General features: G+C 71.7%; 24 protein-coding genes. 11 read left to right on the top strand and 13 right to left on the bottom strand.

The window, feature by feature from the left end; all coding sequences use genetic code 11:
* Positions 1-2 precede the first annotated feature (2 nt).
* On the top strand, positions 3-689 hold the full coding sequence (modB, locus tag ACYVJJ_RS05150; RefSeq protein WP_460831662.1) for a molybdate ABC transporter permease subunit: 687 nt from the start codon (positions 3-5) through the stop codon (positions 687-689).
* On the top strand, positions 686-1324 hold the full coding sequence (locus ACYVJJ_RS05145; RefSeq protein ID WP_460831660.1) for an ATP-binding cassette domain-containing protein: 639 nt from the start codon (positions 686-688) through the stop codon (positions 1322-1324). The genes modB and ACYVJJ_RS05145 overlap by 4 nt, the downstream gene beginning before the upstream one ends.
* Here ACYVJJ_RS05145 and ACYVJJ_RS05140 read toward each other — a convergent pair.
* Positions 1302-1799, bottom strand: a complete 498-nt coding sequence (locus ACYVJJ_RS05140) for a TspO/MBR family protein (RefSeq protein ID WP_460831658.1) — start codon at positions 1797-1799, stop codon at positions 1302-1304. The genes ACYVJJ_RS05145 and ACYVJJ_RS05140 overlap by 23 nt on opposite strands.
* A gap of 303 nt (positions 1800-2102) precedes the next feature.
* Between ACYVJJ_RS05140 and ACYVJJ_RS05135 the strand changes: the two genes are divergently transcribed.
* The gene (locus ACYVJJ_RS05135; RefSeq protein WP_460831657.1) at positions 2103-2330 is read left to right on the top strand and encodes a DUF378 domain-containing protein; all 228 of its coding nucleotides are present in this window, start codon (positions 2103-2105) and stop codon (positions 2328-2330) included.
* Positions 2331-2366: 36 nt separating this feature from the next.
* Here the strand turns inward: ACYVJJ_RS05135 and ACYVJJ_RS05130 are convergent, their stop codons facing one another.
* Positions 2367-3047: a Dph6-related ATP pyrophosphatase gene (locus ACYVJJ_RS05130; protein ID WP_460831656.1), complete on the bottom strand. Its 681-nt coding sequence runs from the start codon at positions 3045-3047 to the stop codon at positions 2367-2369.
* 48 nt (positions 3048-3095) lie between these two features.
* Positions 3096-3440, bottom strand: a complete 345-nt coding sequence (locus ACYVJJ_RS05125; RefSeq protein ID WP_460831787.1) for a hypothetical protein — start codon at positions 3438-3440, stop codon at positions 3096-3098.
* A gap of 128 nt (positions 3441-3568) precedes the next feature.
* Between ACYVJJ_RS05125 and ACYVJJ_RS05120 the strand changes: the two genes are divergently transcribed.
* Complete coding sequence (locus ACYVJJ_RS05120; RefSeq protein WP_460831655.1) at positions 3569-4102, top strand: hypothetical protein; 534 nt, start codon at positions 3569-3571, stop codon at positions 4100-4102.
* 63 nt (positions 4103-4165) lie between these two features.
* On the opposite strand, the gene ACYVJJ_RS05115 is transcribed toward ACYVJJ_RS05120, so the two are convergent.
* From ACYVJJ_RS05115 to ACYVJJ_RS05095, 5 genes are all read right to left on the bottom strand, one after another.
* Positions 4166-7573, bottom strand: coding sequence for an amidohydrolase family protein (locus ACYVJJ_RS05115; protein ID WP_460831654.1), 3408 nt, complete (start codon positions 7571-7573; stop codon positions 4166-4168).
* A gap of 113 nt (positions 7574-7686) precedes the next feature.
* Positions 7687-8631: a DegV family protein gene (locus ACYVJJ_RS05110; RefSeq protein WP_460831652.1), complete on the bottom strand. Its 945-nt coding sequence runs from the start codon at positions 8629-8631 to the stop codon at positions 7687-7689.
* 104 nt (positions 8632-8735) lie between these two features.
* Positions 8736-9458 carry a hypothetical protein gene (locus tag ACYVJJ_RS05105; protein WP_460831651.1) on the bottom strand — a complete coding sequence of 241 codons (723 nt, stop codon included), beginning with the start codon at positions 9456-9458 and terminating at the stop codon, positions 8736-8738.
* A 61-nt stretch (positions 9459-9519) separates the two neighbouring features.
* Positions 9520-10812 carry an amidohydrolase family protein gene (locus ACYVJJ_RS05100; RefSeq protein ID WP_460831649.1) on the bottom strand — a complete coding sequence of 431 codons (1293 nt, stop codon included), beginning with the start codon at positions 10810-10812 and terminating at the stop codon, positions 9520-9522.
* Positions 10809-12257, bottom strand: a complete 1449-nt coding sequence (locus tag ACYVJJ_RS05095) for an amidohydrolase (RefSeq protein WP_460831647.1) — start codon at positions 12255-12257, stop codon at positions 10809-10811. The genes ACYVJJ_RS05100 and ACYVJJ_RS05095 overlap by 4 nt, the downstream gene beginning before the upstream one ends.
* Before the next feature lie 114 nt (positions 12258-12371).
* Between ACYVJJ_RS05095 and ACYVJJ_RS05090 the strand changes: the two genes are divergently transcribed.
* The 4 genes from ACYVJJ_RS05090 to ACYVJJ_RS05075 all read left to right on the top strand — a co-directional run bounded on the left by ACYVJJ_RS05090 (position 12372) and on the right by ACYVJJ_RS05075 (position 16222).
* Positions 12372-13148 carry an AMP nucleosidase gene (locus tag ACYVJJ_RS05090; RefSeq protein WP_460831645.1) on the top strand — a complete coding sequence of 259 codons (777 nt, stop codon included), beginning with the start codon at positions 12372-12374 and terminating at the stop codon, positions 13146-13148.
* 157 nt (positions 13149-13305) lie between these two features.
* Positions 13306-13875, top strand: a complete 570-nt coding sequence (locus tag ACYVJJ_RS05085; protein ID WP_460831643.1) for a lysozyme inhibitor LprI family protein — start codon at positions 13306-13308, stop codon at positions 13873-13875.
* Positions 13868-14413, top strand: a complete 546-nt coding sequence (locus ACYVJJ_RS05080) for a DUF924 family protein (protein WP_460831642.1) — start codon at positions 13868-13870, stop codon at positions 14411-14413. The genes ACYVJJ_RS05085 and ACYVJJ_RS05080 overlap by 8 nt, the downstream gene beginning before the upstream one ends.
* Before the next feature lie 60 nt (positions 14414-14473).
* A complete protein-coding gene (locus tag ACYVJJ_RS05075; protein WP_460831640.1) occupies positions 14474-16222 on the top strand; it encodes a tetratricopeptide repeat protein in 1749 nt (582 codons plus the stop codon).
* Between the two features lie 21 nt (positions 16223-16243).
* On the opposite strand, the gene grxD is transcribed toward ACYVJJ_RS05075, so the two are convergent.
* A complete protein-coding gene (gene grxD / locus ACYVJJ_RS05070) occupies positions 16244-17173 on the bottom strand; it encodes a Grx4 family monothiol glutaredoxin (RefSeq protein ID WP_460831638.1) in 930 nt (309 codons plus the stop codon).
* Positions 17174-17247: 74 nt separating this feature from the next.
* Between grxD and ACYVJJ_RS05065 the strand changes: the two genes are divergently transcribed.
* Positions 17248-18081, top strand: coding sequence for a polysaccharide deacetylase family protein (locus tag ACYVJJ_RS05065; RefSeq protein WP_460831636.1), 834 nt, complete (start codon positions 17248-17250; stop codon positions 18079-18081).
* 252 nt (positions 18082-18333) lie between these two features.
* On the opposite strand, the gene ACYVJJ_RS05060 is transcribed toward ACYVJJ_RS05065, so the two are convergent.
* Genes ACYVJJ_RS05060 through ACYVJJ_RS05045 form a run of 4 tightly spaced genes read right to left on the bottom strand, consistent with a single transcriptional unit; the run spans position 18334 to position 21353 of the window.
* On the bottom strand, positions 18334-18786 hold the full coding sequence (locus ACYVJJ_RS05060; RefSeq protein ID WP_460831635.1) for a hypothetical protein: 453 nt from the start codon (positions 18784-18786) through the stop codon (positions 18334-18336).
* 13 nt (positions 18787-18799) lie between these two features.
* Positions 18800-19492 (bottom strand): methyltransferase domain-containing protein, encoded by a 693-nt coding sequence (locus ACYVJJ_RS05055; protein WP_460831633.1) that lies wholly within the window; start codon positions 19490-19492, stop codon positions 18800-18802.
* Complete coding sequence (locus ACYVJJ_RS05050) at positions 19489-20106, bottom strand: SGNH/GDSL hydrolase family protein (protein WP_460831631.1); 618 nt, start codon at positions 20104-20106, stop codon at positions 19489-19491. The genes ACYVJJ_RS05055 and ACYVJJ_RS05050 overlap by 4 nt, the downstream gene beginning before the upstream one ends.
* Positions 20106-21353, bottom strand: coding sequence for an aminotransferase class I/II-fold pyridoxal phosphate-dependent enzyme (locus ACYVJJ_RS05045; RefSeq protein WP_460831630.1), 1248 nt, complete (start codon positions 21351-21353; stop codon positions 20106-20108). The genes ACYVJJ_RS05050 and ACYVJJ_RS05045 overlap by 1 nt, the downstream gene beginning before the upstream one ends.
* 97 nt (positions 21354-21450) lie before the next feature.
* On the opposite strand from ACYVJJ_RS05045, the gene rsgA reads away from it, so the two are divergent.
* Positions 21451-22605 (top strand): ribosome small subunit-dependent GTPase A, encoded by a 1155-nt coding sequence (gene rsgA / locus ACYVJJ_RS05040; protein ID WP_460831628.1) that lies wholly within the window; start codon positions 21451-21453, stop codon positions 22603-22605.
* 60 nt (positions 22606-22665) lie between these two features.
* Positions 22666-23880, top strand: coding sequence for a flavohemoglobin expression-modulating QEGLA motif protein (locus ACYVJJ_RS05035; RefSeq protein WP_460831786.1), 1215 nt, complete (start codon positions 22666-22668; stop codon positions 23878-23880).
* Positions 23881-23915: the final 35 nt, after the last annotated feature.

Raw genomic sequence — 23915 nt, 5'->3', positions numbered from 1 at the left:
CCGTGCTGACGCCGGAGGAAGCCGCCGCCGTCGCGCTGAGCCTGCGCATCGCGACGCTCGCCACGCTCGCCAGCCTCCCGGTGGCGGTGGCGGTCGCCTGGCTGCTCGCGCGCAGGCACTTCCCGGGCAAGGCGATGCTCGATGCCCTGGTGCATGTACCGCTGGTGCTGCCACCCGTGGTCACGGGTTACGCGCTGCTGCTGGCGTTCGGCACACAGGGGCCGGCCGGACGCTGGCTGGAGGCGGCGTTCGGCACCGGCATCGCCTTCCGCTGGACGGGCGCGGCGCTCGCGAGCGCGGTGATGGGGTTTCCGCTGATGGTGCGCGCGATCCGGCTGTCGATCGAAGCCGTCGACGTGCGCCTGGAGAATGCCGCGGCGACGCTCGGCGCGGGCCGCTGGCGCGTCTTCGCCGGCATCACGCTGCCGCTCGCCTGGCCGGGCGTACTCGCGGGGGCGGTGCTGGGCTTCGCGAAGGCGCTCGGCGAGTTCGGCGCGACGATCACGTTCGTCTCCAGCATCCCCGGCGAGACGCGCACGCTGTCGGCGGCGATCTACGAGCTCCTGCAGGTGCCGGGCGGCGAGGCGCGCCTCGGCCGTCTGTGCCTGGTCGCGCTCGCGCTGTCGTTCGCGGCGATGCTGCTGGCCGAGTGGCTCGCGCGCCGTCAGCGCCCGGAGCCGGCGGTATGAGCGCGCGCTTCGACATCGACGTCGACCTGCAGCGCGGCGGCTTCCGGCGCCACGTGCGCATCGCGAGCGATGCACGCGTGCTCGCGCTGGTCGGCACCTCGGGCAGCGGCAAGACCTCGTTGCTGCATGCGATCGCAGGCCTGGTGCGACCGCGCACGGGCCGCATCGCGGTCGACGGCCGCGTGCTGTTCGATGCCGCCGCGCGCGTCGACGTGCCGGTACACCGCCGCGCGATCGGCTACGTCTTCCAGGACGGCCGCCTGTTTCCGCACCTCGACGTACGCGCGAACCTGCTCTACGGGGCGGGCGATACCCGCGATGCGTTCGATTCGACGGTGGCGTTGCTCGGCCTCGAAACGCTGCTCTCGCGGCGCACGCCGACGCTATCGGGTGGCGAGGTGCAACGCGTAGCGCTCGGTCGCGCGCTCCTGGCGCGGCCGCGCCTGCTGCTGCTCGACGAGCCGCTCGCGATGCTCGATCCCGAGCGCCGCGACGAGCTGCTGCCGTACCTCGAGCGCGTGCGCGATGCGAGCGCGGTGCCGATTATCTACGTGAGCCACCAGCGCGCCGAGGTGGAGCGCCTCGCCGACGCCGTGCATCGCGTCGATGCGCTCAGCCCAGCAGGTCCGGATTGAGCCGCCACACGGCCGCGTTCAATGCCGTCGCATAGCTGATCCACAGCAGGTAGGGCACGAGCAGCAGCGCCGCCGCGCGATCGATGCGCGCGAAGGCCGCGATCGTGGCGACGACCAGCACATCGAGCAGCACGATGTCCGCAAGCGCGGGGCCGCCCAGTCGCCAGCCGAAGAACAGCCAGCTCCAGAGCGCATTGACCACGAGCTGCGCGACGAACAGGCCGAGTGCGACGCGTGCGGCTGTGAAACCCGCGCGCCGCCAAACGCGCCAGGCGGCGACCGCCATCAGACCGTAGAGCACCGTCCACACCGGGCCGAACACCGCGGCCGGCGGGGCCCACGGCGGACGACGCAAGTCGGCGTAGAAGGACGCGGCGTCGATCGACGCGAGCGCGCCGATCGCGGCGGTGGCGTAGCAGAGTGCGATCCAGCCGGCGAGGCCGGCGATGCGATGGCGGGGCGCTGGCGTATCCATGGTTCGGCTCCGGGCGGGTCGCCGGCAGCATGCAGCCGGTCGGCTCACGACGGCGCGAGGGCCAGGCGCGCGATGTCATCGTGACTTCACCCGCTGCACGCGTGTACGCACGCAGGCTCCGGACGGGGCGTCGATCCGGTCGACCGGCGATGCCTGCAGTCGCCTCGTTACGGCCGCATCCGCCGCCCGACGCGCCCCGTAGCCATCGAAGACGGCCCGGGGAGCGGGAGGCCACCGCTCCGGCCCGGCATTTCCAGTCGTGCCGGGCACCGGCCGTCACCTTTCCCCCCAAAGGAGATCTCCATGAAAGCGCTCAACATGATCACGCTCGTGCTTCTCATCGTCGGCGGCATCAACTGGGGCCTCGTCGGCGCCTTCCAGTTCGATCTCGTCGCGGCCCTGTTCGGCGGCCAGGATGCGCCGCTCTCGCGCATCGTCTACACGCTGGTCGGCCTGTCGGCGCTGTACCAGATCGGGCCGCTGCTGCGTTCGGCCCGCGTCGGCGAGACCCGCGCCCAGGCGCACCGCTGAGTTCGACCGCGGCCGGCGCGTACGCGCCGGCCGCCCTCAGGCGATGAGGAAGTCGCTGTAGAGGAAGCGCCCGTCGCGCCGCACGCGCTCGCCAGGCCGGACCTCAATTGGCCGCGCGAACATCGGGCCGTCCACCACCAGGGTGTGGAATTCGCCGTTCTCGCCGCAGGGATCGCAGGTGGCGGGAAGGGCATCGAGCAACGCCGCGTCGAAGGGACGCCCCGAGAAGTCGCCATCGAGCTGCTGGGTATCGACGCAGCACAGGTGCGCACGCAGGCCGCCGGCCTGCATCTCGCGCGCGAGCGCCCCGGTGTCGGCGCCAAACAGCGGCGTGAGCACGTCGAAGCCCATGCGTGCGCAGGAGGCGATGCGCCAGTCGCGCACGTCGGCGAGGAACAGGTCACCGAAGGCGAGGGTCGACAGGCCCGGCCAGCGTGCGCGTGCCGTGTCGAGGGCCGCGGCGATCGCGGCCTCGTAGGCGTCGTTGTCGCAGCGCGGCTGGATCACCGCCTCGACGAGCGGCAGGCCGACCGACGCCACCTGCGCGGCGAGCACGTCGCGGCGGATGCCGTGCATCGCGATGCGATCGAAGCCCGCGTTGACGGTGGTGAGCAGGCCGGCGACCTCGACGTCGTCGCGCGCACGCAGCGCGTGCAGGGTCCAGGCCGCGTCCTTGCCGCCGCTCCACGACAGCAGGATCGGCAGGCGGTCGGGCATGGCGCGGCTCGTCGGGTGCGGGCCGCGCAGTCTACCGGGGCGCGGGGCTCAGGCCGCGGTGACGTCCCGCAGCTGCCAGCCGCTGCCCGCGAGCAGGCGCAGGCGGTGGCGGACGACGTCGCCCGGCAGCACGGTGGTGAGCACCAGGTCGATCGCGAGGTCGTTCTGCTCGCCGCGCACCGTGGCGGCGGGATCGGTCGCGCCGAGTGCGGGATCGACCTCGTCGGGCTCGGCCTGCCGGCCGCGCCAGCGCTCGTAGGTGTCCGTCGTGCGCATCGCGTGTTGCAACTGCTCGGCGAACTCCTCGGCGCCGTGCGCGGTGAAGGCGAGCGAGGGCTCGCTGCCGCGGGCGGCGGCACCATCGGGCAGGCGGATGTAATAGCGCGTGGGCATGGGCATCTCCTCTGTCGCGGACATCCTATTCATCCTGCATCCGCATGCGGTGAACAACTCGACGAGTGGGCTGGACGTTCCGCGCGCCACGGCCGAGGATCGGAGCTCCCCTGCGTTGGAGCGCCCCGATGCGCATGTCCCGAGCCGTGCTGCCCGTTCTCCTTCTGATGCCGTTGCTCGCCGGCTGCGGCCGACGCGACGACGACAAGGCCACGGACTCCGCGACGCCGGCCGCCGATGCGGGACCGATCGTCGCGCCGTCCGGTCCCCCGCTCGCCCCGGCAGTGACGGGCGACAGCGCCGCCGGTCCGGTGGACGTGCGTCCGCTCGCGAGCCAGGGCGAGGCCGGCGTACAGGCGCTGCTCGGCGCGCCGTCCGGCTGCGCGGACGTCGCCGGCGGCCGCCGCTGTACGTATCCGCGTGGCAATTCCGAGATCACCTTCATCGACGGCATGGCCGACCACATCGTGATCGCCGACCTCGGTGGCGCGCCGTTCGAGCCCGCGACGATCTCGCGCATCGGGCTCGCCGGCGCCGAGCCGCTCGAGGTGGGCGAGGACGCCATCCGCTGGCAGAACGTGGCCGGCATGCGCGAGATCGTGCTCGAGCGCGGCGCAGACGGCCGCGCCGGGCGCATCGTCATCAAGACGCTCACGCCGTAGCGTCGTGCGGAACGACGACGGCCCGCGCGAGGCGGGCCGTCGAGGCGCAACGATCGCGAGAAATCAGTCCTCGGTGTGCGTCACCGGCTCGGTGCCGCCCTGCCCGAAGCTCAGGCCGTCGGCCTGGCGATGCCAGAAGAATTCCGGCGCCTTCGCATTGAGCCCGCCGACTTCGGCCATGTCCTTCTCCACGTCGAACAGGCGCCCGTCCACCATCACGTAGCGCGTGTCGATGGTGGCGCGGATGTTCTCCAGCGGATTGGAATTGAGCACGACGAGGTCGGCCTGCTTGCCCGGCTCGATCGAGCCGAGCTGCTTCGAGAGGCCGAGGTAGTCGGCACCGTCGATGGTGAAGGCGCGCAGCGCCTCGAACGGGGTGAAGCCGCCCTGCACGAGCGACCAGGCCTCCCAGTTCGGGCTCAGGCCCTGCAGCTGGCCGTGGCCGCCGACCTGGATCTTGATGCCGGCGTCGCGCATCTTCTTGACCGACTTGGCCACCTCGATGTGCCAGTAGTCCCAGTCGGGGGCCGTCTCGCGGCGGATCGAGCGCGCGTCGAGCGTCTCGCGCGGGAAGAAGCGGGCGAGCTTCCTGTCCTCCCAGACATTGTCGCGCGAGTACCACCAGAACTCGCCCGACACGCCGCCGTAGCTCACCACGAGCGTCGGCGTGTTGCGCACGTCGGTCTGCGACCACAGGCCGAGCACGTCCTTGTACAGCGGCGCGATCGGCAGGTTGTGCTCCACGCCGGTGGCGCCGTCGAGCACCATCGTCATGTTGTGGTGGAACGTCGACCCGCCTTCCTCCACCACCAGCAGGCCGAGTTCGCGCGCGGCCTGGTTCATCTGCTGGCGCTGGTCGCGGCGCGGCTGGTTGTAGCTCTTGAGCGAGAACGCACCCGCGGCTTTCATGCGCCGCGCATGGCTGCGCGCGTCGTCGAGCGAGTTGATCACCGCCTTGAAGTCGCCGTCCGCGCCGTAGAGGATCGTGCCGGTCGAGAACAGGCGCGGGCCCACCATCTTGCCGGCCTTCAGCAGCTCGGCCTGCGAGAACACGAACTCGGTGCTCGCGGAAGGATCGTGCATCGTGGTGATGCCGAAGGCGAGGTTCGAGTAGTACGCCCAGTTCTGCTGCGGGACGATGCCGCTGCCGAAGTTCGCCGAATGCGCGTGCGCATCGATGTAGCCCGGGACGATGGTCTTGCCGGTGGCGTCGATCGTCCGCGCGCCGGCCGGCACCTGCACGGCGCCCGCCGGACCGACGGCGACGATCTCGTCGCCACGCACCACGACGGTCCCGTTCTCGATCACCTCCTGCGTGGTCTCCGCATCACGCATGGTCACGATGCGCGCACCGGTGAAGGCGACCGTCTGCTGCGGTGTGTACACCTGCGCCGTCACGCCGACCGGAATGCCGCCCTCGCTCGACGTCGGCTTCGGCAGCACCGACGGCGCGTCAGGCAGGAAGGCGAACGTCTGGTTGAGCGGGCGCGAGAAGTAGCGGTCGCCCACCATCCAGTTGAGCGTCTTCGAGTCCGCGCTCCAGTGCAGGTGGCTGCCCACGTCCGCGGTGACCTGCATGACCGGCATCGCCTTGCTGTCGCGGCTGAGCTCGACGGACTTGCCGGTGACCACGAGCGGCGTCACGTAGGCATTGAACAGCTCGGTGAAGGCGACCCACTTGCCGTCCGGGCTGATGCGCACGTTGTTGGCGTACTTGAGGTCGTAGACCTCGCGCGGCTCCTCGCCGTTGAGGCCGACCGACATCAGCTTCTTCTTCAGGCCGCCGCCGGTGAAATAGTAGATGCGGCTGCCGTCGCTGCTGAAGGACGGCTCGCTGCCCTCGAGCGCCACGCGCACGGGCTTGCCGCCGTTCGCGTCCACGACGTAGATGCCCGGGTCCTGCGTCCACAGCGCGCCGGTCAGGCCGGTGCCGCGCGTCTTCGCGTACGCGATGCGACGGCCGTCGGGCGAGAACGTCGGGCCGTAGTAGTAGCCCTTCTCGGCGGTGATCTTCCGGCCCTGGCCGCCCCCGTTCGCATCACGCAGCCAGATCGCGCCGAGGCCGTCGTCGGACCACGTGGTGTAGAGCAGGCGCGAGCCGTCGCGGCTGAAGCTCGGCTGGTACTCGTAGACGCCGCTCGAATTCGTCAGGCGCTGCGGCGTGCCGTTCGGCAGCGTCTTCCGGTAGAGCTGGCCGAGTGCGTGGAAGACGAGCGTGCGCCCGTCGCGGCTGGTGGCCACGTCGCGGATCATCTTCGGGCTGAACGTGCCCTCGTCGATCGTCTGCGCGAAGCGCAGCGGCTGCGAGACGGTCTGCTCGACCTGCGCGGTGAACGGCACGTTCGTCGCCGCGCCGCTGGTGGTGTCCACGCGCCAGAGCTTGCCCTGCGCCCAGACCACGACGGACTTCGAATCCGGCGTCCAGTCGAAGTTCGAGTACGGGCCGAAGATCGCCCAGGCTTCCTGCTGGTCGTGCGAGAGGCCGTTCCAGACCGGGCGCGTGGCGCCGCTGGCGAGGTCGAGCACATGCAGCACGGTCTTGTCGCGGATGCGCTTCACGTACGCGAGCGACTTGCCGTCGGGCGAGGGTTGCGGACGCACCGCGCCGCCGGGGCCGGAGAGCAGCGTGTCGACGCGCCCGGTCTCGCGGTCGAGGCGCTTGATCGCGTAGATGCCCTCGTGGGGGTTCTTGTTGTACTGGAAGGTCGGTCCGGGAGTGACGTCCTCGCTGAAGTAGACGTAGCGCCCGTCGGGCGAGACGGCGGGCTCGCCGAGGTCCTGCTGGTCGTTCTTCTGCTTGGTCAGCTGCACGCCTGCGCCGCCGGCGCGGTGGTACATCCACAGCTCGCCGGCGCCGAGCGAGCGCTCGCCGGTGAAATGCTTGCGGCCGATCAGGAACTGCCCGTCCGGCGTCCACGCCGGGTTGTTGAGCAGGCGGAAATCCTCCTTGGTCACCTGCACGGCATTCGAGCCATCGGTGCGCATGCGCCAGAGGTTGTTGCCGCCACCGCGGTCGGAGGTGAAGGCGATCTCGGTGCCGTCCGGCGAGAAACGCGGCTGCACGTCCCACGAGAGCCCGCTGGTGATCCGACGCGCGGCGCCGCCGCCGATCGGCAGCAGGTAGATGTCGCCGAGCATCGAGAACGCGACCTGGCGGCCGTCGGGCGAGACGTCGACGTCGAGCCACGTGCCCTCGTCGGTGCTGAAGCTGACGGTCTTGCTCTGGCCGCGCGGGGTGTTGACGTTCCACGTCTTGTCGTCGGCCGCGGCCGGCTTGGCGCCGCCGCGTGCCGCGTCGTTCGCGGTCCGGGCCGGATCGACGCCGGCGGGGGCGAGCGCGTCCTGCTCGAGCTTGGGGTCCTTCTCCGGCGGCGGTGCGTGCTTGCCGTCCTGGGCGGTGGCCGCGGGAGCGAAGGCGATTGCGCTCGCGAGCGCGAGCGCGAGGGAGAGCAGGGAACGTTCGAGGGTCATGGCGTCGATGGGCAGGAGAACCCGTCGACGTTACCGGAGCGCAACGCGGCCCGACTGGGCCGGAAGTCCTGTGCCCAGCGCGGCCGGCGTGACCGGCGTCGCGCTGCGCGGGCTCAATCCCAGGCGGGCGCTTCGGAGGCGAAGCCGAGCGTCAGCGAGCCCTTGCCGACGTTCACCATGCCGGTCAGCGACATCATGCTCTGCAGCAGCTCGACGCCGTTCTTCCTGCAGGTGTCGACCAGCTCCGTGTAGCCCGGCAGGCGCTGCAGCTCGCCCGGCACGCCGCCGAAGCTCACCGCCATCGTCGGCGTCATCAGCTTGCCCTCGCGCACGCGGCGCGCGGCGAAGGTGAAGAGCTTCTCGGCCGCGTTGTCGAAGCCCTTGATCTTCGCGACCGGGCCGGTCTCGCCGCGGTTGCAGTGCAGCACGGGCTTGATGTCGAGCGCGCTGCCCAGCGTGGCCGACAGGAAGCTCACGGAGCGGTCGCCGCGGTGGCGCGTGCGGGCGCGCAGGTACTGCAGGTCGCGGGTGACCATGTAGGCCTGCGTGTTCAGCGCGATGTTCTCGATGCGCGCGCGCATCTTCGGCGCGCCCTCGTCGGTCTCGCGCAGGCGCACGGCCTCCACCGCGCAGATCGCCTGGCCGGCGAACACGCTCTGGGTGTCGATCACGCGCAGGGCGAACGGCGTGGTGATGCCGGCCGCGGTGCGCGGACCCTTGTAGTCGTTGAGGATCGCGAAGCTCGCCTGGTTGGCGTTCTCGTAGACCGGGCTGCGCGTCTTCGTGATCGTCATGCAGAAGACGTAGTCGTAGTCGATCACGAGCTTGCGCAGGAACAGGTCCTGGATCTGCTGCACCGTGAAGGGCTGCGTCTCGGCCTGCGACAGGAGCTCGTCGGACTTGTTCTCGAGGAACTCGAGCGTGGCCTGCTCGTTGCGCTGGTCGGCGAGCACCGCCTCGCCGATCTTGACGGTGATCGGCAGCATGGTGATGCCGTTGTTCTGGATGTACTCGAGCGGCAAGTCACAGGCCGAGTCGACGACGATACCGATACGCATGATTCCGGCCCCCTGTGGCCTGTGGTCGCATGATTACGGGGCGAATTATCGACCGGATGCGGAACGGCTGAAGTGCCGATTTTCCGCACGCATGCGTATGGTGTTCAGCAGCCGACGCTCTCGTAGCCGGCCACGCGCCGTACGAGCTCGCCGTCGCGGGTGCCACCCGAGAGGAACAGGGTGGGGCGGGAGACGTTGTAGTGATCGGTCGTGTCGAGGATCAGGTCCGGCCGTCCGTCGCGGTCGAAGTCGCCGACCTGCAGCAGGACGGGCCCGGCCTCGTCGCCGAAGGCCCATCGGCCATCACCCTGCCGCATGCCGCGCACCGTCTGAAGCACCTGGCGCTCGCGTCCGTTGTCCAGCGCCAGATCGCAGGCTTGCCACGCGGGGGCGTCGTCCGCGGCGGATGCGACCGTGTCGCCGCGCTCCGGGCAGCGGGCCCGCAGGCGCCAGGTCGTGCCGCGGAAGACGAAGGCCGCGATGGCCTCCGGGCCCGCATCGTCCGGGCGGTCGAGGACGCGGCCGGCTTCGATCGCGCCGGGCCGCAGGCGCGGGCCCCTCAGCAGCATCGCGGTTTCCGCGTGCGGGTCGACGTCCACGGCGGTGACCTCGAGCCCGGTCGCGGGGCCGTCGTCGGCATCGGCGATCGGATCGTGTACGCGGTGCACCTGCACGCTTGTGGCGACCAGCGCCGGGCGGCCCGCCGTGTCGTCGACCAGCGCGAGCCAGCGCTCGCCGTCGCGCGCGACCGGCTCGTCCGCATGGAACGTGCCGGTGGGCTGCAGGGCGAAGCCCGCGGCGAGCGCGGCGGTGGCGAGGAGAGGCATGGGTCGGGCGGTCGGTCCGGTCGCTGCAGCCTACAGCGACCGGACCGGGCCGATGCGCCGCTCAGCGGCGACGGTCGGGGACGTCGTAGGCGCGCGGGAGCGCGCCCGGGGGCGCGAGGTAGCGATCGCGCAGCTCCGTCTGGCGGCTGCGCATCTCGATCGCCCGGCCACCGAACCACACCTGCTGCGCGACGGTGTTCACCTCGAGCGGATCGCCGCTCCACAGCACGAGGTCCGCGCGCTGGCCCACGGCGATGCGGCCGGCGTCGGCGAGGCCGAACGTCTCCGCTGGCACGCGCGTGAGCGCGGCGAGGCCGTCCTCCCAGGGCAGGCCGTAGGACACGGCATTGCCCGCGAGCTGGCGGACCTTGCGCGCATTGTGGGAGGCATCACCCGACTGCACGATGCCGACCTGCACGCCCGCGGCACGCAGCAGCGCAGCATTGTCCATGCGCGCGCCGAGGCGGTCGAAGTCGGCCGGCAGGTTCGCCAGCGGATCGACGAACACCGGCACCTTCGCCCGGGCGAGTTCGGGCGCGAGCTTCCAGGCTTCCACACCGCCGGAGATCGCGATGCGCAGGCCGTGCTTGGCGGAGAAGCGCAGCAGCCGGCGGATGTCGGCGGCCCGGTCGACCTTGAACACTACCCGCCCATTGCCCGCGAGAAAGCGCGACAGCACCGCGCGCCCGGCCGGCGTGAGCATCGCCATCGGCGAGGTGGCCGGGATACGGCCACGGGCCTCGTCGAAGAACTGCTCCAGCAGCATCCACTGCGCCGCGCGGGACTGGCCGGTCAGGCCGGAGGCGTCGTTGCCCAGCGCGACGAACAGCACCTTCGGGCCGGCCGGATCCGGCGAGCCGTCGAGGCGCACGACGGCGCCCTGGCCCGCGATGATCGAGCCGCCCTCGCCGGTGCCCGGACCGAGCAGCGTCCAGCCCAGGCCCTCGACGCGGTTCACGCCGAGCAGCGAGGACTCGGGATTGAACGCGAGCGTGACGTCGAACTCGGGACGCACCGTCATCTCGCGCGTCGGCTTGCCGAGCGTGAGCGTGTTGTCGACGGTGGTCTGCTCGCCCGACACTTCCTCGATGCCCATCGCGGTGATGCCGCCGAACAGCGTCGGCGTGACCGGGCGGCCGCCCGCGTCGACGCTCGGCACGCCGGCAGGCGCCGACAGGCCGGTGCCGATCGCGGCGACTTTGCCGCCGCGCACCAGCACGTCGGCGCCCTGCAGCGTGCCGCGCTCGGTCGCGGTGTGCACCGTGGCATTGCGGATCAGCATGTCCTGCGCGGACGCGATCGGCGCGAGCGCGAGCAGCACCGCGCCCGCGAGGATCTTCAGACGGGCGCTCATCGCGCACCTCCCGTGTTGAGCGCGGTGGGTTGGCCGATCACGAAGTCCGAAACCGGCTGGCGCGACGGGTCGGCACGGTCGTACACGCGCGCGCCGTCGATGTAGACCTGCTCGGCCTTGGCGTAGACGCTGAAGGGATTGCCGTTCCACAGCACCACGTCGGCCATCTTCCCGGCCTCGAGCGTGCCCGTCTTGTCGAGCACGCCGAGCGACTTGGCCGCATTGCTGGTGAGCCAGCGGATCGCGCGCTCCGGCGCGATCTCCATGCCCGCGCGCTTCGCGCTCGCGATCACCTTCGCCGCCTCCTGGTTGAGGCGCTGGATGCCCTCCTCGGAATCGGAATGCACGATCGCGCAGCCGCCCGGGCGGCTGTCGACGATCGCGATGTTCTCCTGGATGCCGTCGTAGGCCTCCATCTTGAAGCCCCACCAGTCGGCCCACAGCGCGCCGCAGACGCCGTCCTGTGCGAGCCGGTCGGCGATCTTGTAGGCCTCCACGCCGTGGTGGAAGGCCGCGACCTTGAAGTCGAATTCCTTGGCCAGATCCAGCATCACCGCCATCTCGTCGGCGCGGTAGCAATGGATGTGCACCTGGATGTCGCCGTTGATCGCGCCGGCGAGCGTGTCCATCTTGAGGTCGCGCTTGCCGCCGGTGTCCTGCTGGCTGTCGACGCTGCCGCCGCCCTGCCACCACGAACGCTTCTTCGGTGGCTTGGGCATGTTCTTGCGGCGGTACTCGCTCGCGTCGATGAAGGCCGCGCGGTAGCCCGCCACGTTGCCCATGCGCGTGCTTGGTCCGCCCTTCTGGCCGTAGACGCGCTTGGGGTTCTCGCCGCAGGCCATCTTCAGGCCCCATGGCGCACCCGGGAACTTCATGCCCTGATAGGTGGTGGACGGCACGTTCTTGAGCGTGACGCCGCGGCCGCCGACAAGGTTGGCCGAGCCCGGCAGGATCTGCATCGCGGTGATGCCGCCGGCAAGCGCGGTGTGGAAGCCCGGGTCCTGCGGCCAGATCGAGTGCTCGGCCCAGACGTTCGCGGTGACCGGGCTGGTCGCCTCGTTGCCGTCCTGGTGCGACTGCGTGCCCGGGCTCGCGTAGACGCCGAGGTGCGAATGCACGTCGATGATGCCCGGCGTGACCCACTTGCCGGTGCCGTCGACGATGGTGGTGCCGGCCGCCGCCTCGAGCCCGCGGCCGACCTGCGCGATCTTCCCGTCGCGCATGAGCACGTCGGCGCCATCGAGGCGCTCGCCGGTGCCGGTGAGCACGATGGCATTGCGGATCAGCACCGGGCCGCTCGGCAGCGCACGGTAGGTGCTGGGATACGGGTCCTGCACGAAGCGCGAGGGCGACTTGCCGGCGGGCTGCGCGGCATCCGCGGCGGGCGCCGCGAGCGGCGCGGCGACGAGCACCGTGCACAGCAGGGAGAGGAGGGTTCGGGACATGGCGGGCCGCAGGGCGAGGGGACCCGCGACCGTAACCGGCGCGGAGGCCGGACGTCACCATGACCTTTGTCACGGGGGGTGCCACAATCGGGCAAAAAACATGAACGAGTTCAAATGAAAGACAAGCAGGACATCGTCGCCAACTGGCTGCCGCGCTACACCGGCGTCGCCCTCGGCGACTTCGGCGAGCACATCCTCCTCACCAACTTCGGCGGCTACCTGCAGACGTTCGCGCGACTGACCGGCGCGCCGATCGTCGGCCTCGACAAGCCGATGCCCAGCGCCACGAGCGACGGCATCACGATGATCAACTTCGGCATGGGCAGCCCGAACGCGGCCACGCTCATGGACCTGCTCTCGGCGATCTGCCCGAAGGCGGTGCTGTTCCTCGGCAAGTGCGGCGGCCTCAAGAAGCGCAACAAGCTCGGCGACCTGGTGCTGCCGATCGCCGCGATCCGCGGCGAGGGCACGTCGAACGACTACATGCCACCCGAGGTGCCCGCGCTGCCCGCGTTCGCCCTGCAGCGCGCCGTCTCCACGATGATCCGCGACCTCGGCCACGACTACTGGACCGGTACCGTCTACACGACGAACCGTCGCGTCTGGGAGCACGACGAGGCGTTCAAGGACTACCTGCGGCGCCTGCGCTGCATGGCGATCGACATGGAGACGGCGACGGTGTTCGCCGCGGGCTTCGCCAATCGCATTCCGTGCGGCGCGCTCCTGCTCGTGTCGGATGCGCCGATGACGCCCGAAGGCGTGAAGACCGCCGAATCCGACCTGCGCGTGACCGCCGACTTCGTCGACAACCACATCCAGATCGGCATCGAGGCGCTGCGCCTGATCCGCCGCCACGGCAAGTCGGTGCGGCACCTGCGCTTCGACGAGTGACGCCGGTCACGCCGCGACGGCATGGCGTGAAGCACCTGCGAAAACCCCGGGAAATCCCGGGGTTTTCCGCATTCGGCGGTCGGCGACGAACGGCCGCCCACGTCGCGACGCCTGAGATGCCCGACCCGCAGACTGTCGCACCAGACAGGAGCGGAACATGGAACAGGCCCTCTTGGTGGTCCTCGGTGCGGCGTTGACGTGGGCCTTCTATTTCATCCAGCGCCGCGTGGAACGCCGGCAGACGTCCGAGGCGATCGAGCGCAGCCAGAAGCTCCTCGCGCTCAAGCAGACGCTCGAGGGCAGCGGCACCAGCCTCGGCGACCTGCAGCGCTTCGAGACCGGGCTCGTCGGCAAGGCGCAGACCGCGGTCGAGCTCGCCGACGGGCACGTGGCACGCGCCGAGGAAGTCATCGAGCGCGGCGCGATCGAGGTGCTGCAGGACGACGAGTTCACCGCGCAGGCGCGCGAGCGCCTTCTCTTCGCCGACGCCCGCATGCGGCGTGTCGTCGCGCAGGTGCGCGGGCAGCTCGATGGCGAGGGCGAGCTCGCCTTCGACCGCGCGCAGGCGGCCTGGCTCGCCTTCCGCGACCGCCATGCGATCTTCATCGCGCAGTGCTATTCCCGGGGTCCGATCCGCGCGCTGATCCAGGCCGTCACACTCGAGAGCCTGACCGCTGCGTGGACCGCCGAACTCGAGACCCAGCTGGGGAGCACGCAGGATGACTGAGCACGAGGATGCGCGGGCGCTGATCGATTTCTGGCGCGAGGCCGGACCCGCGCGCTGGTTCGCGCGCGATGCCGGCTTCGACGCCGCGTGCGCCGCATGGCTGCCCGCACACCATCGCGCCGCACGGCGCGAGCTGGACGCCTGGGCCGCCACGCCGGACGGCGCGCTCGCGCTGCTGCTCCTGCTCGACCAGATCCCGCGCAACGTCTTCCGCGGCAGCGCGCATGCGTACGCGACCGACCCGCTCGCCCGGCACTTTGCACGGGGCGCCATCGATGCGGGCTTCGACCTGCAGGTCGAGCCGGCGCTGCGCGTGTTCTGCTACCTGCCGTTCGAGCATTCGGAGGCGATCGACGAGCAGCGCCTGTCGCTCGAGCTGCATGCACGCCTGCAGGGCGAGGACGCCGACCGCTGGGCGCGGCTGCACCTCGACATCATCGAGCGCTTCGGGCGCTTCCCGCATCGCAATGCCGCGCTGGGCCGGGCCACGACCGCGGCCGAGCAGGCCTTTCTCGAGGCCGGCGGCTTCGCGGGCTGAGGCTTAAACCCGGCGGGCGGTTCGCGCATCCCAGGGGGAATCCGACTGCCCCGGCCCGCCATGCGCCTGCTCGTCCCGAGTCTCCTTCTCGCCTCGCTGCTGGCGCCCGACGCGACCGCGGCCCCGCCCGCGCCGTATCCGGCGCCCTACGCGGCGGTGCTGCATGCGCCGGCCGACCCGCTGGCGTACCACGCCGACTTCGCCCTCGCGCGGCAGGCACTGGACGCACGTCGCTGGAGCGAGGCCGCCGAGCGTTTCGCTCGGCTCGTCGAGGCCTACCCGCTCGATCGCGAGAGCTGGACAGGTCTCGGCACGGCACGCCGTCAGCTCGGCGATGCCGCCGGCTCGATCGCCGCCTACGAGCGCTCGATCGCACTGATCGGCCCGACACCGGGCAGCGCGCGCTACTGGATCGCCGCGCAGCAGGCCGCGCTCGGCCAGCACGACGCGGCGATCGAGACCCTGCGCCACTTGATCGAGGAGGATCGTGATCTCGACCGCCCCGGCCTGCTCGCGGATCCCGCCTTCGCCGCGCTGCGTACGCATCCGCGCTGGACCGCGCTCGATGCGCCGGTGCCGGTCGCCACGGAGGACCGCGTCGCCGGCTGGCGGGGTGACCTCGACTGGCTGCTGGCCGAGATCCGCCGCCTCGCGCCCGCCTACCGCGACGCGCCGCTCCCCGCGGCCACGCGCGAGGCCGCCGAGCGCCTGCGGGCCGACATCCCGCGCCTGTCCGACGACGCCGTCTATGCACGGCTCGGCGAGCTCGTCGCCACGCTCGGCCTCGGCCACACGCTGCTGTGGGGCGCGACGCCCGACGGCCCACTGCCCGGCGCGCGCCTGCGCTACGGCTGGATGCCGGTGCAGCTCTATGCCTTCCCCGACGGCCTGCATGTCGTGCAGGCCGATCCCGCGCATGCCGGGCTCGTCGGCCGACGCCTCGTGGCGGTCGACGGCGTACCCGCCGCGACGGTCCTCCAGCGCGTGCTCGGCACGATCTCGCATGCCTCCCCTGCGGAAGGCGTCTGGACCGCGCCGATGCGGCTTACCGACATGACACTGCTGCACGGGCTCGGTATCGCGCGCGATCCCAGGCGCGTGACCTTGACGCTCGCCGATGCCGCAGGGCGCGCCACCGACGTCACGCTCGACGCCGCCACCGCGCCGCGGCGACCGCGCCTTCCGGCCGCGCCGGGGGTCGCGCCACCCGCATGGCTCGCGCGTACCGGCGAGTCGCACTGGCTCGAGGACTGGCCGGGCCTGTCGACCACCTACGTGCAGTTCAACCAGGTCGCGCCGGATCCGGACGAGGACCTCGCCGCCTTCGGCCTGCGTCTTCGAAAGCACCTCGCGTCGAACGGCGCGCGCAATGTCGTGGTCGACCTCCGCCACAACAACGGCGGCAACACGTTCACCTACACCGAGCTGCTGCGCACGCTCGTCGCGCATTCGGCCGGCGACGGCCGCCGCGTGTATGCGCTGATCGGCCGCAACGTCTACTCGGCCGCGGCGAATTTCTCGACGGATCTCGAGCGCCTCGCCAAGCCCGTTTTCGTCGGTGAACCGACCGGCATGACCGGCAACCAGGACGGCGACGAGGCCCGCATCGTGCTGCCGTGGAGCCGCGCGGCCGCGACCGTCTCCGGCGTGCGCTGGCAGCTCTCGCATCCGTGGGACCGGCGTGGCTCGATCGCGCCGCACGTGCCCGTCGTGCTCACGGCCGACGACTGGCGCGCCGGCCGCGATCCGGTCGTCGAGACGGTGCGCGCGCTGATCGCGCGCGAGGCCTCGACGACGGCGAGCCGCTGAAGGATCGCCGTCGCAGACCGATCAGTAGCGCGCGACGCCCGGATCGACCGTCTGCGCCCAGGCGTCGATGCCGCCTTCGACGTTGTAGAGGTCGGTAAAGCCCAGGCGGCGGAAATGCTCCGCGGCCTCCGCACTGCGACGGCCGTGGTGGCACAGGAAGGCGATCGGCGTGTCCTTGGGCAGCGCCTCGATCTCGGCCGACGCGCCGCCGTCGAGCACCGAGAACGGCACGCGCACCGAGGCGATCGCGCGCTCCTCCACCGGGCGCACGTCGACCAGCGTCAGGCCGCCGTCGGCGAGCTTCTGCGCCGCGTCGATCGCGCTGATGGTCTTCACCGCGGCCGGCGCGTTCGGGTTTTCCACGACCAGCCCGCGGCCGCGCTCGTCGTCCACCCAGTCGATCCGCAGGCCCTTGGCGCGCTGCGCGCTCGCGAGGTCGAACTGCACGCGGATGCCCTCGGCCTCGGTCGCGATCGCATCCGGATCCATCGGGCCGAGCTGGAGCTGCGTGCGGAACTGCGCGTCCACCGCGACCTGCAGCGCGTACCCGGCGCCGGCGCCGGCGATCGCATCGCGGAGCATCGCCGCGGCGGCGGAGGTGATCTCGATCGACGGCGGCGTGCGGTCCGGCGCATCGACGCCGAGCACGGTATGCAGCTCGCCCGACTTCACCATCTGCAGGATGATGTCGCTGCCTCCGACGAGTTCGCCGTCGATGTAGAGCTGCGGGATCGTCGGCCAGTCGCCATAGGCCTTGATGCCCTCGCGGATCTCGGGATCGCTCAGCACGTCGACATGCGCGTACTCGACGCCCAGGCCATCGAGCGCGCCCGCGGCCTTCGCCGAGAACCCGCACTGCGGCATGCGCGGCTCGCCCTTCATGAACAGGACGACGCGGTTCGCCTGCAGCAGCGAATCGATGCGGGCGCGCAGGGCGGGATCGAGCGACATGGGGTGCATCCTTCGGAGTGAAGCGCTCATTTTAGGCCCCAGGGCCCGTGCACGCCGCGTGGCATCATGAACGCATGTCCACCGAGTCCATCGCCCTCCCGCACCGGCCGCCGCGCCATCCGCAGGCCTGGTGGGCCGCGCTGCTGCTCTCGCAGGCGGCCGTGGCCGTGCTGTGGTGGCGCTTCGGCACGGTCGTCGGCCTGCCGGCGATGCTCGCCTCGCACCTGGCGTTCTGGTGGGGCACGCTGCGCTTCGACTCCGCGATGTTCGGCCCCGTCGTGCGGCGCCTGCCCACCGAAGCGAAGGTCGTCTGGCTGACGATCGACGACGGCCCGTCGGCCGAGACGCCCGCCATTCTCGACCTGCTCGACCGCCACGGCGCCCGCGCGACGTTCTTCGTGATCGGCCGGCACGTGGCGGCGCGGCCCGACCTCGCGCGCGAGATCCTGCGACGCGGCCACGAGCTCGGAAACCACAGCGAATCCCATCCCGAGAAATGGTTCTGGGCCCTCGGGCCGTCGCGCATGCGCGGCGAGATCGAGGCCGCGCAGGCCGCGATCGCGCGCGTGACGGGCGTGGCGCCGGTGTGGTTCCGCGCGGTGGTCGGCATGGCGAATCCGTTCGTCTCCGCACCGCTAAAGCGGCTGGGGCTCGCCCGCGTCGGCTGGAACGCGCGCGGCTTCGACGGCGTGGCGGGTGATCCTGCGGCCGTCGTCGCACGCGTGGAGCGCCAGCTCGCACCGGGCGCGATCGTGCTCATGCACGAGGGCGCGCCGCACGGGCGCAACGTCGAGATGCTCGAGCGCCTGCTGCAGCGCCTCGATGCGCTCGGCTACCGCTGCGTGCTGCCGGTGCCGCAGCGCGACGGCGCGGTCGCGCCGACCGTGGAGCACGTCGCGGCCGACTGAGGCCACCTGCGCGCAGGGCGACGCAGGTCCGCCTTCAAGAAGGCCCGCGCTCGCGATGGGCGCAGCGCGCGAGGGTTTCGACGAGGGCTCGCGAACGCGCGCCGTGGAGCACGGCCCACGCGTCGCACCCGCTGCATCCGCACGGCTCGCCCCGTGACCCCCCCGGTGCATCGGCAAATCCGTCGTCTCGATCCCGCCAGCACGCGTTGGTGACATGCCGGAAGCCGCGCGTCCCCTGTCTCGCCCAATGCCTCAGGCCACCGCCGCGCGAGCAGGAAGCCGCAGTCGACGGCGCAGCACCCACGCCGGCGGCAGCATGAGGGCGAGCGTCGCGAACGCAGTGGTCAGGATGTCCCCCGCCGAGTGGTAGCGCTGGTGGAGCATCAGCGGCACGTAGAGGGCGAACGTCGCCAGAGTGAACGCACCGGCCACGCGCGATGCGAACGCGAACCACGTGATCATCGCCACGGCGACCGCGACATGCGTGCTCGCGTCCAGCCCGGCGCGACCCCACAGCCCGGTCGCCGTGTCGATTGCCATCAGGCCGTAGGCGACGACGAGCGCGACCGCTCCCGCGGCGATCCGGGCGAGCGCAACGGGCCCGGCACGGCGCAAGAGCGCCTGCACGAGCAGCGCGGCCCAGACGAGGCCGAGCATCGGATTGTGCGCGTCGGCGATGGCGTCGAGCGTGGCGTAGTCGGGCATTCCGGTCGCAGGCTCAGTTCCGCTCGGCGACGATCCGCCAGTTGTTGAACGGCGTATCGCCGTACAGCGGCACGAAGTCCGCGTGCAGGCCGGCAGCGGCGAGTCGCGCCTCGAGCGCGGCGCGCTGCGGATACACGCGCGGCGCCGAATACATCCATCCCGTCAGGCGCCCGACGACGTCGGCGAAGTGTGTGAAGCGCGCCCGGCCGCCGCCGTCCGCGAGGCCGGTGCGGATCACCAGCCGCGCGCCGGGCACGATCATCGCCGCGGCCGCGTCGACGAGCCGGTCCTGCGCCTCGGGCGGGAGGTACTGCAGCACGTCGAGCAGCGCGACGCTGCCGGCATGCGCGGGGATCATGCGCGCGAGGTCGACCGCCTCGAAGTCCACGTCCGCGAGCTGCGCGCGCGACGCGGCGATGCGCGCCTTGTCGATCTTGGCGGCATCGACGTCCACGCCCCGATAGGCGAGCGCGATTCCATCAGCGCGCAGCGTATGCGCGAGCAGGCCGAGCCCGCAGCCGAGGTCGAGCAGCGGCGCGGACGTGCCGCGCAGTGCATCGGCGACGCCCGGATACAACGGGTCGCTGCGCAGCTTGCCCTGCGTGTAGTGGTAGTTCCAGCGATTGCCGAGCTTCGACGCCGGCAGGAAGGCGCGCGCGATCGTGCGCGCGGTCGCCGCGTCGAGCGGGCGCGTGGCGGCGCTCACGTCGCGTCCGCCAGCAGGCGGTGCGCCGTCGGCAGCACTGCGTCGACCCAGCGCGCGTACATCGCGGCCGACGGATGCAGGCCGTCGCCCGTGAGCATCGCGTCGGCATCGCCGCGGTCGCGGCTGATCGGCGTGATGTCGACGAACGGGATTCGCCGGGCCGCGCAGAGATCGCCCGCGAGTGTGTTGAATTCGTCGATCTCGTTCGCGACGCGCGCGGCATCTCGGCCTTCGGCGCGCGCGAAGCGCGTCACGCCCCAGTCCGGGATCGAGACCATGAAGAAGCGGCCACCGTCGCCGGCCAGATGCGCGACGGTGTCGAGCAGGTCGACGAGGCCGGTGCGGTAGTCGGACGGGCTGTGCCCGCGGTACTGGTCGTTGACGCCGATGCCCAGCGAGACGACGTCCCAGTGCCCGAGCGGCTGCGCGGCGGCGATGCCCGCGGCGAGCTCGTCGACGGTCCAGCCGGTGGTCGCGACGATGCGCGGCGGGGCGAGGTCGATCCCCGCATCGCGCAGGCGCGACGCGAGTTGTACGGGCCAGCGGCCGGCCTCGTCGACGCCCTCACCGATGGTGTAGCTGTCGCCGAGCGCGAGGTAGCGCAGCGCGCCCATCAGGCGACCTGCGCGCGGGCGTCCTGCGCCTGTGCGGCGCGCCGGTCGAGCACGCGCTCCACGCGCGCGAACACCTCGCGCAGCTGGTCGGGCTCGGGCAGCAGCGTCACCCGGAAGGCATTGCGCTCGCGCAGGTTGAAGCTCGTGCCCGGCACGATCAGCACGCCCTCGGTCTCGAGCATCTCGAGCGCGAAGCCCTGGTCGTCGAAGCCCTCGGCGGCGTCGCCGACCACCTGCGGGAAGCCGTACAGCGCGCCGCCCGGGGTGGTCATCTCGAGGTGGCGATTGGCGGCCACGCTCTCGATCACCGCGCGGCGCGCCTCGTACAGGCGGCCGCCGGGCCGGGTGAGTTCGTGGATGGTCGCGGTGCCCGAGAGCGCGGCCTCGATCGCGAACTGGCCGGGCACGTTGGCGCACAGGCGCAGCGCGCCGAGCAGGTCCATCGCGTGGTGGAAGTCGCCGATCGCGAGCGGGTCGCCGGAGAGCACGGCCCAGCCGATGCGCCAGCCGCAGGCGCGGTAGACCTTCGACAGGCCGCCGAACGACAGGCAGGGCACGTCGCCGGCGAGCGGCGCGAGCGGCTGGAACGTGGCGCCGTCGTAGACGATCTCGTCGTAGATCTCGTCGCTCATCAACAGCAGCCGGTGCTTCGCCGCGATCGCGACGATGCGCTCGAGCAGCTCGCGCGGGTACACCGCGCCGGTCGGATTGTTCGGGTTGATCACCACGATCGCGCGCGTGCGCGGCGTCACCAGCCGCTCGATCTCGTCGGGATCGGGCAGGTAGCCGGCCTCGGGGCGGCAGGGGTAGTGCACCGCGGCGCCGTCGTTGAGGATCGTCGCGGCGGTCCACAGCGGGTAGTCGGGCGAGGGCACGAGCACCTCGTCGCCGGGATTGAGCAGGGCGCGCAGCGAGAGGTCGATCAGCTCGCTCACGCCGTTGCCGATGAAGACGCGCTCGGGCGACGCGTTCGGCGTGCCGCGGGCGCGGTGGTAGCCGGCGAGCGCCTCGCGCGCGGCCGGCAGGCCCTGCTGGTGGGTGTAGGGATCGGTCTCGTGGATGCGGTCGGCGATCGCGCGCTGCAGGTGGTCGGGGGCGCGGAAGCCGAACGCGCCGGGGTTGCCGATGTTGAGCTTGATCAGCGTACGGCCCTGGCCCTCGAGTTCCCGGGCCCGTCGCGCGAGTTCGCCGCGGATCTCGTAGCGGACTTCGGACAGGCGTTCGCGGGTCTTGAGGACGTGGGACATGGAAGCGGCGGCAGGCACGGAAAATGGCGGCCAGCCTAACGGAAAATCGACGGGCCCCGCTGACCGGCCGCGGACCGGCTCTGGCTAGAATCGGGCGATGAACGAGGCCCCGACCGTCCTGCCCGCCGACCCCGCCCGCCTGCAGGCGATCGGTTGGCCGTTCACGGCGTCGGAGGCCTGGAGCGACTGGGCCGCGCTCCTGGCGGCGCATCCCGGGGCCCGCCCGGCGCGCGCGATCGAGCAGCACCGCACCGGCTACATCGTCGCCGAGGGGCCCGGCGACGGTTACGGCGTGGAGTCGCTGCCCGACTGGGCACGCCCGGCCGGCTACCGGACGGGACGCACCGATCCCACCGAGCGGCCGGCCGTGGGCGACTGGCTGCTCGTCGAGGGCACCGGCGCCTCGGCCAAGGCGGTGGCCCTGCTGCCCCGGCGCAGTGCGATCAAGCGCGCCGCGGCGGGCGAGCACTACAAGCAGCAGCTGATCGCCGCCAATATCGACGTGGTCTTCGTCGTGTCCGGCCTCGACGGCGATTTCAACCCCCGCCGGATCGAGCGCTACCTGCTGCTGGTGCACGGCAGCGGCGCGACGCCCGTCATCGTGCTGACCAAGGCCGACGTCGCCGGCGCCGCAACGATCGACGAGGCGCGCGAGGCCCTCACGACCGCTGCCGACGCGGGGGTGGAGGTCGTCGTCGTGAATGCGCGCGACACCGCCGACGCCGCGCGGCTCGGCCGCTGGCTGGGCCCCGGGCGCACCGGCGTGCTCGTGGGCAGCTCGGGCGCGGGCAAGTCCACGCTCACCAATTCCCTGCTCGGGCTCGAGCGGATGAAGACCGCAAGTGTCCGCGACAACGACTCCCGCGGCCGGCACACGACCACCCATCGCGCACTGCTCCCGCTGCCGCTCGGCGGCTGCCTGATCGACACGCCCGGCATGCGTGAGCTCAAACCCACGGGCGAAGAGGCGGTGGCGGACACCTTCGCCGACGTCGAGGCCCTCGCCGCCGAATGCCGCTTCCGCGACTGCGCGCACGAGAAGGAGCCCGGCTGCGCGGTCCGCGCCGCGCTCGACGACGGCCGCCTCGGCCCGGAGCGCCTGGCGAACTACCGCAAGCTCTCCGTCGAAGTGGCCGGCGCGGCGAGTAGCCTCGCCCATCGCCGCGCGCAGCAGGCGGACCCGAAGGCGAAGTCGCCACCGCCGGGCAAACCGCCGGGGCGCCGGCCGCACGGCACGTCCGGGCGTCGCTGAGTGGCCACGCCGGCCGCGTATCCCCCCGACATCGCGCATCACGCCGCGCTCGACGCGCGCATGGTGCGCGTAGCCCGCGACATCCGCGTGCTCGCGCTGGTCAGCTGGCCGGCGGGCATGGAGGCCGACTTCCTCACCGCTTTCGCGCGTGGCGCGGCGCGGCCGCCGGTGGTCGACTACCCGCGCAGCGACTTCCGCGAAGCGCGCGCCGAGCTCGAGGCGATCGTGCGCGAGGCCGATCCGTCGCATCCGCTCGGCCAGTACCTGATCGACTCCGCGCGCAGCTGGGCCACCGCCGCGCGCATGTGCGAAGTGCTCGGCAGCCGGCACGTCGTCGCCTTCTCGACCGAGCTCTACGGCGCACCCAACGAGGCGCTGCCCGGCGACGGCCCCACCACCCGCGAGGCCGCGCGGCACTTCATCTCCATCGCCGACGAGCTCGACAACGGCCTGCTCGCGCCGAGCGAGACGATCCGCATCTCGGCCACCGCCCTGCGCCTGCAGTTGCAGGGGGATCTCGACGACTACTTCAACGGGCGCGTGATCGACGTCGTGCTCGATCCCGACCTGATCGCCAAGGCCGCCGCGGGCGCCACGCGGATCCGCCTGCGCGCGGGCGCCGGTTTCTCCGACTACGACCGCCAGCAACTGCTGCAGCACGAGGCCTTCGTGCATTCGCTGACCGCCCTCAACGGCCGCGAGCAGCCGGTGCTGCCGAGCCTGTCGCTGTCCTCGCCGCGCTCGACGGCCACGCAGGAGGGCCTGGCGACGTTCGCCGAGCAGATCACCGGCTCGATCGACATCGGCCGCATGAAGCGCATCTCACTGCGCATCGAGGCGGTGGCGATGGCGCTCGATGGCGCCGATTTCATCGACATCTTCCGCTATTTCCTCGACGCCGGCCAGACCGAGCACGAGAGCTTCGCCTCGGCCCAGCGCATCTTCCGTGGCGTTCCCACCACCGGCGGCTGCGCCTTCACCAAGGACACCGTCTACGTGCGCGGCCTGGTCGGCGTGCACACGTTCTTCCGCTGGGCCCTGCGCCAGCGCAAGCTCGCCCTCTGCCGCTACCTGTTCTCCGGGAAGATGACGCTCGCCGACGTGCAGCGCTTCGAGCCGCTGTGGGAGGCCGGCATCCTGCTGCCCCCGCGCTGGCTCCCGCCGTGGCTGACCCGCATCAACGGCCTGGCCGGGATGCTGGCGTTCTCGCTGTTCGCCAACCGCATCCGGCTCGACAGCGTGGCCACCGACGGCGGCTTCCTGCTCGACTTCTGACGCGGCCGCACGGCCTGCGCCCGCCCTCCCCGCGA

The organism is Lysobacter humi (ex Lee et al. 2017) (assembly GCF_054781815.1).
The sequence above is the reverse complement of the archived record's forward strand: the minus strand, read 5'-3'. Positions and strand labels throughout refer to the sequence as shown.

Bases quoted from the DNA above. Each gene is read 5' to 3' on its own strand.
- ACYVJJ_RS05145 (WP_460831660.1), top strand. From the start codon at position 686: ATGAGCGCGCGCTTCGACATCGACGTCGACCTGCAGCGCGGCGGCTTC.
- ACYVJJ_RS05140 (WP_460831658.1), bottom strand. From the start codon at position 1,799: ATGGATACGCCAGCGCCCCGCCATCGCATCGCCGGCCTCGCCGGCTGG.
- ACYVJJ_RS05135 (WP_460831657.1), top strand. From the start codon at position 2,103: ATGAAAGCGCTCAACATGATCACGCTCGTGCTTCTCATCGTCGGCGGC.
- ACYVJJ_RS05130 (WP_460831656.1), bottom strand. From the start codon at position 3,047: ATGCCCGACCGCCTGCCGATCCTGCTGTCGTGGAGCGGCGGCAAGGAC.
- ACYVJJ_RS05125 (WP_460831787.1), bottom strand. From the start codon at position 3,440: ATGCCCACGCGCTATTACATCCGCCTGCCCGATGGTGCCGCCGCCCGC.
- ACYVJJ_RS05120 (WP_460831655.1), top strand. From the start codon at position 3,569: ATGCGCATGTCCCGAGCCGTGCTGCCCGTTCTCCTTCTGATGCCGTTG.
- ACYVJJ_RS05115 (WP_460831654.1), bottom strand. From the start codon at position 7,573: ATGACCCTCGAACGTTCCCTGCTCTCCCTCGCGCTCGCGCTCGCGAGC.
- ACYVJJ_RS05110 (WP_460831652.1), bottom strand. From the start codon at position 8,631: ATGCGTATCGGTATCGTCGTCGACTCGGCCTGTGACTTGCCGCTCGAG.
- ACYVJJ_RS05105 (WP_460831651.1), bottom strand. From the start codon at position 9,458: ATGCCTCTCCTCGCCACCGCCGCGCTCGCCGCGGGCTTCGCCCTGCAG.
- ACYVJJ_RS05100 (WP_460831649.1), bottom strand. From the start codon at position 10,812: ATGAGCGCCCGTCTGAAGATCCTCGCGGGCGCGGTGCTGCTCGCGCTC.
- ACYVJJ_RS05095 (WP_460831647.1), bottom strand. From the start codon at position 12,257: ATGTCCCGAACCCTCCTCTCCCTGCTGTGCACGGTGCTCGTCGCCGCG.
- ACYVJJ_RS05090 (WP_460831645.1), top strand. From the start codon at position 12,372: ATGAAAGACAAGCAGGACATCGTCGCCAACTGGCTGCCGCGCTACACC.
- ACYVJJ_RS05085 (WP_460831643.1), top strand. From the start codon at position 13,306: ATGGAACAGGCCCTCTTGGTGGTCCTCGGTGCGGCGTTGACGTGGGCC.
- ACYVJJ_RS05080 (WP_460831642.1), top strand. From the start codon at position 13,868: ATGACTGAGCACGAGGATGCGCGGGCGCTGATCGATTTCTGGCGCGAG.
- ACYVJJ_RS05075 (WP_460831640.1), top strand. From the start codon at position 14,474: ATGCGCCTGCTCGTCCCGAGTCTCCTTCTCGCCTCGCTGCTGGCGCCC.
- grxD (WP_460831638.1), bottom strand. From the start codon at position 17,173: ATGTCGCTCGATCCCGCCCTGCGCGCCCGCATCGATTCGCTGCTGCAG.
- ACYVJJ_RS05065 (WP_460831636.1), top strand. From the start codon at position 17,248: ATGTCCACCGAGTCCATCGCCCTCCCGCACCGGCCGCCGCGCCATCCG.
- ACYVJJ_RS05060 (WP_460831635.1), bottom strand. From the start codon at position 18,786: ATGCCCGACTACGCCACGCTCGACGCCATCGCCGACGCGCACAATCCG.
- ACYVJJ_RS05050 (WP_460831631.1), bottom strand. From the start codon at position 20,106: ATGGGCGCGCTGCGCTACCTCGCGCTCGGCGACAGCTACACCATCGGT.
- ACYVJJ_RS05045 (WP_460831630.1), bottom strand. From the start codon at position 21,353: ATGTCCCACGTCCTCAAGACCCGCGAACGCCTGTCCGAAGTCCGCTAC.
- rsgA (WP_460831628.1), top strand. From the start codon at position 21,451: ATGAACGAGGCCCCGACCGTCCTGCCCGCCGACCCCGCCCGCCTGCAG.
- ACYVJJ_RS05035 (WP_460831786.1), top strand. From the start codon at position 22,666: ATGGTGCGCGTAGCCCGCGACATCCGCGTGCTCGCGCTGGTCAGCTGG.